Raw genomic sequence first — 12,409 nt, 5'->3', positions numbered from 1 at the left:
GTGAGCCGCATGGCGCGGAAGGCGGTTTCGGTGCGGCGGGAGGAGATCGTCCTCGCCGCGCTCGAACAGGTCCGGGGACGCGGCATCGCCGGGGTGCGGGCGGCCGACGTCGCCAAGGCGCTCGACGTCAGCACCGCCTTGATCTTCTACCACTTCGGCACGCTCGAAACCCTCATCATCGAGGCGTTCCGGCAGGCCGCCGAGAACAACCTCGCGGTCCTGCGCGGCGAGCTCGACCGCGGCGGCCCGGCCGGCGAACGGCTGCGGGCCGTCCTGGCGCTCTACGGCCCCAGCGAACCCGCCCACGGCTGGACGCTGTGGATCGAGGCGAGCGCCGCGGCGATGCGGGACAGCGAGCTGCGTGCCGTCCTGCAGCGGCTGGACCTGCGGTGGCGGGACGCCGTCGTCGCGCTGATCGCCGAGGGGGTCGGGGCCGGCGAGTTCCGGTGCCCGGACCCGCACGGCGCCGCCTGGCGGCTGACCGCGCTGCTCGACGGCCTCGCCCTGCAGGTCGTCGCGCGCGAAGGCACCGTCAGCGCGGCGGACTGCGCCGGCTGGGTCGAGCAGGCGATGACGCATGAGCTGGGCTACTGCTGACTCGCCACTCAGGAGGGGTGATGACCGAACCGGGCTTGCTCGAGGTGGCGTGGACCGACCCCGTCACCGGGTGCCGGGGCTACCTGGTGATCGACCGCCTCGTCCGCGGCGTGGCCAGCGGCGGGCTGCGGATGCGCCGCGGCTGCACGCTCTTCGAGGTCCGCGGCCTGGCCCGGGGCATGACCCTCAAGGAGGGCCTGAACTACGACCCGGACGGCCGGTACGTCCCGCTCGGCGGCGCCAAGGGCGGCATCGACTTCGACCCGTACGACGACCGCGCCCGCGACGTCGTCGCGCGCTACCTGCACACCATGCGGCCGCTGATCGAGCGCTACTGGACCATGGGCGAGGACCTGGGGCTGCGGCAGGACGTCATCGACGGGGTGATCACCGAGATCGGCCTGCTCAGCTCGGTCCAGGCGGTCTACCCGCTGCTCGAAGACCGGGACGCGGCGACCGCCCGGCTCGCCGACGCGTTCCGGATCGAGGTCGGCGGGCTGGGGCTCGACGAACTGGTCGGCGGCCTCGGCGTCGCGCAGGCCGCGCTCACCGCCCTGGAGCTGCTGGGCCTCGGCGGCCCGAACCGGGTCGTCGTGCAGGGGTTCGGCTCGATGGGCGGGGCCACCGCGCGGTTCCTCGCCGAGGCCGGGCTCCGGGTGGTCGGTGTCTCGGACGTCCGCGGCGTCGTCGCCAACCCGGCCGGCCTGGACGTCGAGCACCTGCTCCGGCACCGCGACCGCTTCGGCGGCATCGACCGCGACCACCTGAAACCCGGTGACGAGCTGCTGCCGCCGGAAGCCTGGCTGGACGTGCCGGCCGAGGTGCTGGTGCCCGCGGCCGTCTCCTACTGCGTCGACGCCGACAACCAGGTCCGGATCGGCGCGAAGCTCGTCGTCGAGGCGGCGAACATGCCGGTGACCGCGGAGGCCGAGGAGCTGCTCGCGGCGCGCGGCATCCGCGTCGTGCCGGACTTCGTGGCCAACTCGGCGACCAACTCCTGGTGGTGGTGGACGCTCTTCGGCGACGTCGGCGCGGACGCCGGCGAAGCCTTCGGGAAGGTCCGCACCCGCATGCGCGAGCTGGTGACCGGCATGTTCGAGCGGGCGGCGCTCGACGGCCTCGGCCTGCGCGCCGCCGCGCTGGCCCTGTCGGAGAAGAACCTCGAGGCCATCGAGGCCCGGTTCGGGTGCCGGGAACGAATCGGCGGCCCAGATAGTTGAACGCTCTATGAAACTCGGCATCTACAGCTTCGGCGACCGGCCGCCGGACCCCCGCACCGGTGAGCAGCTCTCCGTCGCCCAGCAGCTGGCCAACACCCTCGAGCGGATCAAGCTGGCCGACGAGCTGGGCCTCGGCTTCTACGGCCTCGGCGAGCACCACCTCGACCAGTACGCCATCTCGAGCCCCGGCACGGTACTGGCCGCGGCGGCGAGCGTCACGGACCAGATCACCCTCAGCTCCGCCGTCACCGTGCTGAGCACCGAGGACCCCGTCCGCGTCTACCAGCAGTTCACGACGCTCGACCAGCTCAGCCACGGCCGCGCCGAGCTGCTCGCCGGGCGCGGGTCGTTCACCGAGTCGTTCCCGCTGTTCGGCAACGACCTCGGCGACTACGACGAGCTCTTCGAGGAGAAGCTCGCGCTGCTCCTGCGGATCGACCGCGAGGACCCGCTCACCTGGTCCGGCAAGTTCCGGCCGCCGCTGGACAACGTGCGGATCCTCCCCCGCCCGTACGGCAGGCGGCTGCGGATCTCGGTCGGCACCGGCGGCAACCCCGAGTCGTCGATCCGCGCCGGCCTGCTCGGCCTGCCCGTGGTCTACGCCGTGATCGGCGGCCGCCCCGAGCGGTTCGCGCCGCTGGTCGACCTGTACCGCCGGGCCGGCGAAGCGGGCGAGCACCAGCCCGAAGACCTGCACGTCACGATGAGCGCCATCGGCCTCATCGCACCGAACTCGCAGGACGCCAAGGAGACCTTCTACCCGTACTGGCTCGAGACGATGAAGTACGGCGCGAAGGCCCGCGGCTGGGCCGTCCCGACCCGCGCCGAATACGACACCTACACCCGCGACGCGCAGGCGCTGTTCGTCGGCAGCCCGCAGGAGATCGCCGAGCGGCTGATCTCCGTCGGCCGGCTCACCGGCGCCGACCGGTACGCGCTGCAGATGGACTGGTCCGGCGTGCCGCACCAGGACGTCATGAAGGCCATCGAGCTGCTCGGCACCGAGGTCAAACCGTTGGTGGACAAGGAGTTCTAGACGTCGTTCGCGGCGATGTAGCCGAACGTCATCGCCGGTCCGATGGTCGAGCCCGCGCCCGCGTAGCTGTGCCCCATCACGGCCGCGCTGGCGTTGCCGGCGGCGTAGAGACCGGGGATGACCGAGCCGTCCGGGCGGAGCACGCGCGCCCGGGCGTCCGTGCGCATGCCGCCCTTCGTGCCGAGGTCGCCGGGGACGAGCTTGAGCGCGTAGAACGGCGGGGCCCACAGCGGCGCGAGGCAGGAGTTGGGCAGCACCAGCGGATCCGTGTAGTAGTGGTCGTACGCGCTGGCGCCGCGCCGGAAGTCGCGGTCGACGCCGGCGAACGCGAAGCCGTTGAACCGGTTCACCGTGGAGGTCAGCGCGGCCGGCGGCACGCCGATCGCCGAGCCGAGCGCCGGGATGCTCGACGCCTTGAAGACCGCACCCGCGCCGTACCAGGCGTCCGGGAACGGCAGCAGCGGCAGGATGTCGCGGAACAGGTACTTGTTCCGGTAGTTCTGGTCGACGACGAGCCACGCGGGGATGTCCGGCGCCGACGGGTTCTTGTCGTACATCGTGTGCACGACGTCGCTGTAGGGCGCGGCCTCGTTGACGAACCGCTGCCCGGCCTGGTTGACGATCAGGCCACCGGGCAGGGTCCGCTCGGCCAGGCAGAAGTACGGGTCGCCCGGCGTCGGGATGGCCGGGCCCCACCAGGCGTCGTCCATCAGGTCGAGCGCGGCGCCGGCGCGCTGGCCCGCGAGGTGGCCGTCGCCGGTGTTCTCCTTCGCGCCGACCGTCCACGCCGTGCCGATCGGCTGCCGCTGGTACTGCGCACGCATGGCCGCGTTGTGCTCGAACCCGCCCGAGCCGACGATCACCCCGCGCCGCGCCCGGATCAGCCCCTGCGGCACGAGAATCCCGGTGACCGCACCGTTTTCGACGTTCAGATCGGTGAGCGGGGTGTTCAGCAGCACCGGGACGTTCGCGGCGAGCAACCCGGCCCGCAGCCCGGCCGCGAGCGCCTGTCCCATGGTGAGCGGCTTCTGCCCGGCGAGCGCAGCGGCCGTCCCCCGCGCGAGACAGGTGGCGGCGACGGCGGCGCCCTTGGCGTTCACCGCGGCGAGGTTCAGCCACTTGTAGTCGGCGCTGAACACGACGAGCCCCGGCGGTGTCGCGAGGTAGGCCGGGTTCAGGTTCGCCAGCTCGGCGCCGAGCAGGTTGCCGTCGAACTGGTCGGGCTCGATGGACCGCCCGTTCGGCAGGCCGCCCGGCAGTTCCGGGTAGTAGTCGCTGTAGCCCTCCATCCAGCGGAACCGCAGCGGGCTGTTGGCCATGACGGACGCGATCATCGCGGGTCCGTTGCGCAGGAACGCTTCCTGGCGTGCGGCCGGGACGTCCGGGCCGACGACGGCGGCGAGGTACTGCGCGGCCTTCGCCGGGGTGTCCGGCACCCCGGCGGCGAGCAGCACGGGGTTGTTCGGGATCCAGATGCCCGCGCCGGAGCGGGCGGCGGACCCGCCGAACGTCGGCGCCTTCTCGACCACGACGACACTCAGGCCGCGCTTGGCCGCCGTCAGCGCGGCGGTCATCCCGGCCGCGCCGGAGCCGACCACGACGACGTCGTACTCCCCGGCCAGCGGTGCCGCGCCCGCGGCCGGCGCCCCCGCGATTCCCGCTGTGACGGCGAAACCCACGCCCGCCGCGGTGCCGCGCAGGATCTGGCGGCGGGTCAGGTCGGTTTCCATGGCGCACTCCTCGCTCGCGGAACGGCGAAGGTCATGGTGTCGGCACCGGCAGAAAACTGGAACCTGTTCTACCCGCTTGGAGCAGCGGCGACCGTCCCGGATGGACCGGTGGCGCCAACCGGTGACGGCATTCGGCGCACGGCCGCCTAAGTTGACGATACCCTCACCTTCTGGCTAACTTGAGATCAGTCTCAAGTTCTCGTTCAGGAGGTTCTCTTGTCGAAAGTGCTCGCCGTCCTGGGTGCCGGTCCCGGGCTCGGCCTGTCGATCGCGCACCGGTTCGGCCGCGAAGGCTTCACGACGGCGCTGGTCTCGCGCTCCGGCACGCGGCACGCGGCCTACCGCGCGTCGCTGGCCGAAGCCGGCGTCGCGGCGCATGCGTTCACCGCCGACGTCACCGACGAAGCCCAGGTCCACGCTGTCCTCGCGCGCATCACGGACGAAGCGGGCGAGATCGACACCGTGTACTTCGGCCCGGCCGATCTCAGCATCGGCTCGGCCATCACCCCGCTGCCCGAAGCCGGGGCCGGGAACCTGCGCGTGCCGTTCGAGTCGATCGTGCTCCCGGCCGCCCAGGTGACCCAGGCCGTGCTGCCGCGCATGCTGGAGCGCGGCGCGGGCTCGCTGCTGTTCGCCGGCGGCATCAGCGGCAAGTACCCGATCCCGCTGCTCGGCAGCTTCGCCCCGGCGGCCGCGGCGCTGCGCATGTACGTCCTGACGCTCAACGCGGCCTTGCGCGGCACGAGTGTCTACGCCGGCACGCTCACCATCGGCGGCGTCATCGAACGCGGCGACATCCACCGGATGTTCACCGAGCAGGCGCCCGACTCCATGCCGGGCACGCTGGATCCCGACGCCATCGCCGAGCGCGCGTGGGCCCTGCACACCGAGCGCGACGAGGCCGAAGCGGAGTTCAACACGCTGGTCGCCTAGCCTGGCGATCGTGTACACCCCTGGGGAACGGAACCGCCTGCGGGACAAGCTGATCGAGGCCGCCCGCGCGGACGAGCGCGTCACCGGGGCCGCGCTCACCGGTTCGGCCGCGCTCGACGCCGAAGACGCCTGGTCGGACATCGACCTCGCCTTCAAGGCGACGGCGCCCGAGCCGGTGCTCGCGGACTTCACCGCGCTGATGTACGGCGAACACGGCGCGCGGCACCACATGGACGTCGTGTTCGAACGGACCGTCTACCGCGTGTTCCTGCTGGAGAACACCCTCCAGGTCGATCTGTCCTTCTGGCCCGAAGCGGATTTCGGCGCGACCTCACCGAAGTTCCGGCTGCTCTTCGGCACCGCGAACGAGCGCGAGCCGTCCCCGCCGCCGGAGGCGCGGCGGCTGGTCGACCTCGCCTGGCTGCACGCTCTCCACGCGCGGTCGAGCATCCACCGCGGCCGCGGCTGGCAGGCCGAGTACATGATCGGCCGGGTCCGCGACCACGCCTTGGCCCTGGCCTGCATCAGGCACGACCTGCCCGCGGGCGAGGGCCGCGGGCTCGACCGGCTGCCCGCGGCGATCCTGGCGGAGTTCGAGACGACCCTCCCGCGCGGACTCGAAGACCTCGCGCGGGCTTTCCGCGCCGTCACCGAACTCCTGATCACCGAGACCCGCCACCTGGACGCCGGCCTCGCCGAACGATTGGCTCCGCTACTCCGCGCGTTGACGTCCTAGGTACGCGAGTTCCGGGTGCGCGGCGACGTACCCGTCGAGCAACCGGCGCGCCACGGACACCGAGTCGACCAGCGGGTGCAGCGCGAACGCCCGCAGCGCCGCCTCCCGCGAGCCCGTCGTCGCCGCTTCGATCACGGCCCGCTCGACGGCCTTCACCGACGTCACCAGCCCCAGCGCGTGGTCCGGGAGCGGCCCGGTGCCGAACGGGCGCGCGCCGCCGGCGTCGACCTCGCACGGCACCTCGACGACCGCGTCCGCCGGGACGCCCGGGAGCGCGGATCCGTTGCGGACGTTGAGGATCAGCGTGGTGGGCTCGCCGCGCGCGAGGGCCCGCATCAACGCCAGCGCGACCTTCTCGTAGCCGCCACCCTCGAGGTCTTCGCGCTCGCCTTCGCGCGTCTCGGCCATGTACGTCGCTTCGCGCTCCAGGCGCGTGCGTTCCCACGACGCCAGCGACGGTTCCGCGTAGAACGAGCGTTGCTGCTCCAGCAGAAAGGCCCCGCGGGATTCCCCGCCGACGGCCTCCCGCGCGAGGTAGTAATAGTGCAGGTACTCGTTCGGCACGACACCCAGCGCGCGCAGCCAGCCGGCGCCGAAGAGCTTGCCCTCCTCGAACGACTCCAGTCCGTCCACATCGGACAGCAGGCGGGGCAGCACGTCCTCGCCGCCGACGTGCACGGCCCGCAGCCAGCCGAGGTGGTTCAGGCCCGCGTAGTCGAACCGCGCGTCCGCCGGGTCGACGCCGAGGGCGCGCGCCACCCGGCGGCAGAGCCCGACCGGCGAGTCGCAGATGCCGATCACACGCTCGCCGAGCACCCCGGCCATCGCCTCGGTCACCATCCCGGCCGGGTTGGTGAAGTTGATGACCCATGCGCGCGGCGCCACCTCGGCGATCGTCCGGGCGAGCGCGACGGCGACGGGGACCGTCCGCAACCCGTACGCGATCCCGCCCGCACCCACGGTTTCCTGCCCCAGCACGCCTTCCGCGGCCGCGACCTGCTCGTCGAGCCGGCGCCCGCGCAGCCCGCCGACCCGGATCGCGGAGAACACGAAGTCCACATCGGACAGTGCGTCGCGCAGGTCCGTGGTCGTCCGCACCCGTGGCGCGCCGGGCACGCCGCGAGCCTGCTCGGCGAGGACCCGTTCGATCGCCGCGAGCCGCCCGGCGTCGACGTCGTGCAGCACCAGCTCGGTGACGTCGCCGCCGGTCAGCAGCGCGCCGTGCACCAGGGGCACGCGGAACCCGCCGCCGCCGAGCAGCGCCAGCCTCACCGCAGCACCTCGACGCCGGCCTCGCCGAGGGCCGCACAGGTGGTTGCGTCGGCTCCGGCGCTGGTCACGACGACGTCGAGGGCGTCCGGCCCGCAGACCTTGGCCAGCCCGGTGCCGGGAAACTTGCCCGCGTCGGCGAGCAGCACCACGCGGTCGGCCGCGGCGACCATCGCCCGCTTCACCGGCACCTCGACGACCGTCGAGTCCATCACCTGGCCGTCGCACCGGACCCCGCTCGCGCCGAGGAAGACGGTGCCGGCGCGCACCTGGCGCAGCGCGTCCTCGGTGAGGAACCCGACCATCGAGTGGCAGCTGCGGCGCACCACCCCGCCGAGCAGCACGAGCTGGACGTCTTCGGCGTCCTTCAGCTCTTCGTAGACGGCGAGGCTGCTGGTGATCACGGTCAACGCCCGGTCGCGCAGCTGCCGGGCCAGCCGGTGCGCGGTGGTGCCGATGTCGAGCAGGACGGTGTCACCGTCGGCGACCAGTGCGGACGCGCGCCGGGCGACGGCTTCCTTCGCGTCGGCGCGTTCGGCGTCTTCCCCGGCGACCTGCGCGAACGGCTCGTCGTCGTCCGCGCACGCGACCGCGCCGCCGTAGACGCGGGTCAGCCGGCCTTCGCGATCGAGTTGCCCCAGGTCACGCCGCACCGTCGCCGGGCTGACGCCGAGCCGCTCGGCCAGCACGCCGACCGGCGCCGGACCCTCCGCGCGCAGGGTCCGCAGGATCAGGTCGTGCCGGCGCTGGGGCAGCATCCGGCGACGATAGCAGTCAAACTCGCTCATCACACGGACGAGTTTGCGCAGCTCTTGCAAAATCTGCGCGGCTCAAGCAGTGTCGTGCGCAACCTTGCGCAGTGCTGGGAGGCGCCCGTGCCGGCTGAACCCGACGTCGACGTCTTCCTGTCCGGTCTGCTGTTCTTCGACCTCGTCTTCACCGGGCTGGAAAAGCCGCCCGCACCGGGTGAAGAGGTGTGGACGGGCGGCATGGGGTCGGGGCCGGGCGGGATCGCGAACTTCGCCGTCGCGCTCAGCCGCCTCGGGCTGCGGACGTCGCTGGCGGCCGCGTTCGGCACCGACGTCTACGGCCGCTACTGCTGGGACGTTCTTTCGCGGCAGGAGCACATCGACCTTTCGCACTCGCAGCAGTTCCCGCGGTGGCACTCCCCCGTCACCGTCTCGCTCGCCTACGCCGGCGACCGCGCGATGATCACCCACGGCCACCCGCCGCCCGTGCCCGTCGCGGAGCTGGCGGGCTCGCCGCCGTCGAGCCGCGCGACCGTCGCGCACATCGGGCTCGACACCGCGGAGTGGGTCCACACGGCACACCAGTCCGGCAGCCTGGTGTTCGCCGACGTCGGCTGGGACCCGTCGGAAGCCTGGTCGGCGGCCCTGCTCGACCAGCTCGCGTGCTGCCACGCGTTCCTGCCCAACGAGATCGAAGCCATGCGCTACACCCGCACGGACACCCCCGAAGCGGCGTTGTCGACGCTGGCCGACCTCGTGCCGATCGCCGTGATCACCCGCGGCGGCGCGGGGGTGCTCGCCGTCGACAGCACCACGGGCGAGACGGCGGACGTGCCCGCGCTGCCGGTCGACGTCCTCGACGCCACCGGCGCGGGCGACGTCTTCGGCGCCGGGTTCGTCGCCGCGACGCTGACCGGCTGGCCGCTGGCGGACCGGCTGCGGTTCGCGAGCCTGACCGCGAGCCTGTCGGTGCAGCACTTCGGCGGCGCGCTCGCCGCGCCGGGCTGGCACGAGATCGCCCAGTGGCACGCGCGCACCCGGCGCCGCGATTACGCCTTCCTCGACGAGGTCCTGCCCGCCGACACCGAAACCGGCACTTCGCGGCGCGGCCCGGTGACGCTCGGCTTCGGCACCGAGGACGGCTGGGGCCAGCCTTGACCGATCGGACCGCGCGCTACACGGCGTCCGGGCTGCGGACGTCGCTGCTGTCGGTGCCGGGCGCGGTCGGGGCCGAGGCGGTGGGGCTGCGGCCGATCGGCGAGGTGATGGGCTGCGTCGTCGAGCACGCCGGCGTCGACGATCCGGCGTCGACCCTGCGCCGCGGTTACGCCACCGCGCTGGACCGGCTGCGTGCGGAGGCCCGGGCCCTCGGCGCGGACGGCGTCCTCGGCATCCGCTGCACGGTGACCCGCGCCACCCGGACGCTGCGGGAGTTCGTCGTGCTGGGCACGGCCGTCCGCGCGACTGGTGGCAAGCGGGCCGGGCAGGTCTTCACCACGAGCCTGTCCGGGCCGGACGTGGCGAAGCTCCTGCCGGCGGGCTGGGTGCCGGTGACGCTGGCGATCGGCGTCGACGGCGGCACGGTGTCCGACATCGCCATGCCGAAGCGCCCGGCCCGGGAGCTCGTGGCCCCGACGGAACTGGTGACCCGGGTCCGGGCCGCGGCCCGCGCGGAGTTCCTGGAGGCGGTGCGCGCGTCCGGAGCCGACGGCGGCCTGGTGTCCGCGACGACGCTGAGCGCCTGGGCCCTCGGCCCCACGGGCGCGGCCGCGGTAGCCGGCGTCTTCGGCACGGCGATCGCCCGCTGCCACGACGGCCCGGCGCCTCGGGACGCCCGCGCCGTGGTGCCGCTGGATCGCCGCGCCTGAGCCGGAACCACTCCTCCCAGGCCGACGGCGGCGGGACTGCTTCGACACGCGATCATCCGCTGCCACTCCGCGGCACCGCTGAGCGCACCTGGGCCCACCGGCACCGCGGCGATTGGCGGCAACCGCCCGCTGCCACGACGACCCGGCGCTCCGGGAGGCCCTCGCCGTCGTACCGCTGGATCGCCGCGCCTGACACCGGAACGACTCCGCGGCAACGCTGAGCGCACCTGGGCCCACCGGCACCGCGGCGATTGGCGGCGACCGCCCGCTGCCACGACGACCCCGCGCCCCGAGATGCCCTCGCAATCCTGGACCGCCGTACCTGAGCCGGAACGACTCCTCCCAGGCCGACGGTGGCCCCGAGACGCCGTTCGCACCGCCGCACCCCACGCCGAAACAGTGCCTCCCGGGCCGACCGCGGCCGGGAACCTCCGCGGCAACGCCGAGCGCCTGAGCCCACCGGCACCGCGGCGGTTGGCGGCGTCTTCGGCACCGCGATCGCTGTGCTACCGCCGTACCTGCCCCTCGAACCGTGCCACGATGGATCGGCGCGTCCGGAGGAGGTGCGAGGTGCCCGAGTGGGATGGTCCCGACCGGCCGCCGCTCGCGCGCGACCCGGCACCTCGCCACCGTTCCGGCCAGGCCAGGACGTCGCTGCTGAGCGTCCCCGGTGCGGTCGGGGCCGAAGCGGCGGGCTTCACGCCGGTTGGCGAGGTCATGGGGGCCGTCGTGCACCGGGTCGGCTGGGCCGGTCCGAGCCGCTGGGCCGCCGACCGGATCAGGGTGCTGGCGGACCTGCTGCGCCAGGGGTACGAAACCGCGCTCGACCGGCTCGAGGAGGAAGCGGCCGGGCTCGGCGCCGACGGCGTGCTCGGCATCCGGCTCACGAGGACCACGTTCGACGGCGAAGCGCAGGAGTACGTCGCCCTCGGCACCGCGGTCCGCGCCGGGACGAAACAGCGGCCGCACCGGCCGTTCACCACGGATCTGCCCGGCCAGGACGTCGCCAAGCTGATCCAGGCGGGCTGGGTCCCGGTGCGCGTCGCGATCGGCGTCGACGGCCAGGCGATGACCAACTCCAACTTCGAACTCGGCTACAGCTGGAGCATGCTCGCCGGGGTGTACGACAACGCCGAGATCGACCTGCCGACGGCGCTCGCCACGCAGGTCCGGGCCGCGGCGCGGGCGGAGTTCGCCCGGGAGATCGGCGAGTGCGGTGCCGACGGCGGCATCGTCTCCGGCACGACCTTCGACCTGTGGCCGGTGGAGGACGTCGCGGCGGCCGCCATCGCCACCGTGACCGGCACGGCGATCGCCCGCTTCCGCGAAGGCATCCCTCACGTGGGCGCGCTCACGATCCTGCCGCTGAACCGGGACCTTCCGGACTGATCACCCCGGCCTCGCCGCCCCGCGCGCGGATCCGTGCCACGATGGCGGAGAGAGAGACCGGCGAAGGAGGTCCGCGGTGCCCGATTGGGACGGTCGTGGCCTGCCGCCCGTGGCGCAGGCCCGGGTCGACCGGTTCGCCGCCTCCGGGCTGAAGACGTCCTTGCTGAGCGTGCCCGGGGCGATCGGCGCGGAGGTCGTCGGCTTCACGCCCGTCGGCGAGGTCATGGGCTGCGTCGTGCAGCAGGCCGGCTGGACCGGGCCCGGCACCTGGGCCGCCGACCAGGTCAACCTGCTGTCCGGGATGCTGCGGCAGGGGTACGCCACCGCGCTCGACCGGCTGTCGCAGGAAGCGACCGCGCTCGGGGCCGACGGCGTGCTCGGCATCACCCTCACCATCACCGCGCTCGACGAGACGAACCAGGAGTTCGTCGCGCTCGGCACCGCCGTGCGGGCCGAGACCACGCAGCGGCCGCGGCGGCTGTTCACCACCGACCTGCCCGGCCAGGACGTCGCCAAGCTGATGCAGGCGGGCTGGGTGCCGGTGCGCGTCGCGGTCGGCGTCGCCGGGCGCGCGCACTTCGACTACAACATGCAGTACCAGACCAACACCTGGGCCGGGAACACCGAAGTGGACGCGCCGACGAAGGTCGTCACCGAGGTCCGCGCCGCCGCCCGCGCCGAGTTCGGGCGCGCGATCCGCGAGAGCGGCGCCGACGGCGGCATCGTCTCGGACATGCGGCTGCGGGCGTGGCCGTTCCAGGAGATCGGGGTGGTCGGGCTCGCGTCCGTCGTCGGCACGGCGATCGCCCGCTTCCACACCGGGCGCGCGGCCCCGACCAGCGCGCTCAAGATCCTGCCGTTGAACCGTTCCTGAGGAGGCTT

12 protein-coding genes are annotated in these 12,409 nt (G+C 73.4%); 9 read left to right on the top strand and 3 right to left on the bottom strand.

Going from position 1 to position 12,409, the window contains the following annotated elements:
- Positions 1–9 precede the first annotated feature (9 nt).
- The 3 genes from VA596_RS32990 to VA596_RS32980 are packed head-to-tail and all read left to right on the top strand — an operon-like array spanning position 10 to position 2,853.
- A complete protein-coding gene (locus VA596_RS32990) occupies positions 10–597 on the top strand; it encodes a TetR/AcrR family transcriptional regulator (RefSeq protein WP_323332139.1) in 588 nt (195 codons plus the stop codon).
- Positions 598–617: 20 nt separating this feature from the next.
- The gene (locus VA596_RS32985) at positions 618–1,817 is read left to right on the top strand and encodes a Glu/Leu/Phe/Val dehydrogenase dimerization domain-containing protein (protein ID WP_323332137.1); all 1,200 of its coding nucleotides are present in this window, start codon (positions 618–620) and stop codon (positions 1,815–1,817) included.
- Between the two features lie 7 nt (positions 1,818–1,824).
- Positions 1,825–2,853 carry an LLM class flavin-dependent oxidoreductase gene (locus VA596_RS32980; RefSeq protein WP_323332136.1) on the top strand — a complete coding sequence of 343 codons (1,029 nt, stop codon included), beginning with the start codon at positions 1,825–1,827 and terminating at the stop codon, positions 2,851–2,853.
- On the opposite strand, the gene kstD is transcribed toward VA596_RS32980, so the two are convergent.
- A complete protein-coding gene (gene kstD, locus VA596_RS32975) occupies positions 2,850–4,583 on the bottom strand; it encodes a 3-oxosteroid 1-dehydrogenase (protein ID WP_323332134.1) in 1,734 nt (577 codons plus the stop codon). The two genes, VA596_RS32980 and kstD, sit on opposite strands and share 4 nt — an antisense overlap.
- A 225-nt stretch (positions 4,584–4,808) precedes the next feature.
- Between kstD and VA596_RS32970 the strand changes: the two genes are divergently transcribed.
- The gene (locus VA596_RS32970) at positions 4,809–5,516 is read left to right on the top strand and encodes an SDR family NAD(P)-dependent oxidoreductase (protein WP_323332496.1); all 708 of its coding nucleotides are present in this window, start codon (positions 4,809–4,811) and stop codon (positions 5,514–5,516) included.
- Positions 5,517–5,526: 10 nt separating this feature from the next.
- Entirely contained in the window at positions 5,527–6,252 is a 726-nt protein-coding gene (locus VA596_RS32965) for a nucleotidyltransferase domain-containing protein (protein ID WP_323332132.1), read from the top strand.
- Here the strand turns inward: VA596_RS32965 and VA596_RS32960 are convergent.
- Complete coding sequence (locus VA596_RS32960; RefSeq protein ID WP_323332130.1) at positions 6,229–7,524, bottom strand: 6-phospho-beta-glucosidase; 1,296 nt, start codon at positions 7,522–7,524, stop codon at positions 6,229–6,231. The two genes, VA596_RS32965 and VA596_RS32960, sit on opposite strands and share 24 nt — an antisense overlap.
- A complete protein-coding gene (locus VA596_RS32955; protein ID WP_323332129.1) occupies positions 7,521–8,279 on the bottom strand; it encodes a DeoR/GlpR family DNA-binding transcription regulator in 759 nt (252 codons plus the stop codon). The genes VA596_RS32960 and VA596_RS32955 overlap by 4 nt, the downstream gene beginning before the upstream one ends.
- 117 nt (positions 8,280–8,396) lie before the next feature.
- On the opposite strand from VA596_RS32955, the gene VA596_RS32950 reads away from it, so the two are divergent.
- The 4 genes from VA596_RS32950 (at position 8,397) to VA596_RS32935 (ending at position 12,401) form a co-directional block, all read left to right on the top strand.
- On the top strand, positions 8,397–9,428 hold the full coding sequence (locus VA596_RS32950; RefSeq protein ID WP_323332128.1) for a carbohydrate kinase family protein: 1,032 nt from the start codon (positions 8,397–8,399) through the stop codon (positions 9,426–9,428).
- Positions 9,425–10,138, top strand: coding sequence for a heavy metal-binding domain-containing protein (locus VA596_RS32945; RefSeq protein WP_323332126.1), 714 nt, complete (start codon positions 9,425–9,427; stop codon positions 10,136–10,138). The genes VA596_RS32950 and VA596_RS32945 overlap by 4 nt, the downstream gene beginning before the upstream one ends.
- Positions 10,139–10,708: 570 nt before the next feature.
- On the top strand, positions 10,709–11,527 hold the full coding sequence (locus VA596_RS32940) for a heavy metal-binding domain-containing protein (RefSeq protein ID WP_323332124.1): 819 nt from the start codon (positions 10,709–10,711) through the stop codon (positions 11,525–11,527).
- A 76-nt stretch (positions 11,528–11,603) separates the two neighbouring features.
- Positions 11,604–12,401 (top strand): heavy metal-binding domain-containing protein, encoded by a 798-nt coding sequence (locus VA596_RS32935; protein WP_323332123.1) that lies wholly within the window; start codon positions 11,604–11,606, stop codon positions 12,399–12,401.
- Positions 12,402–12,409 lie beyond the last annotated feature (8 nt).

Origin of the sequence: Amycolatopsis heterodermiae, from assembly GCF_034929455.1 — a bacterium.
Taxonomy (GTDB): Bacteria; Actinomycetota; Actinomycetes; order Mycobacteriales; family Pseudonocardiaceae; genus Amycolatopsis; species Amycolatopsis heterodermiae.
Note: the sequence above shows the minus strand (reverse complement) of the source record. Positions and strands in the feature narration are given on the sequence as shown.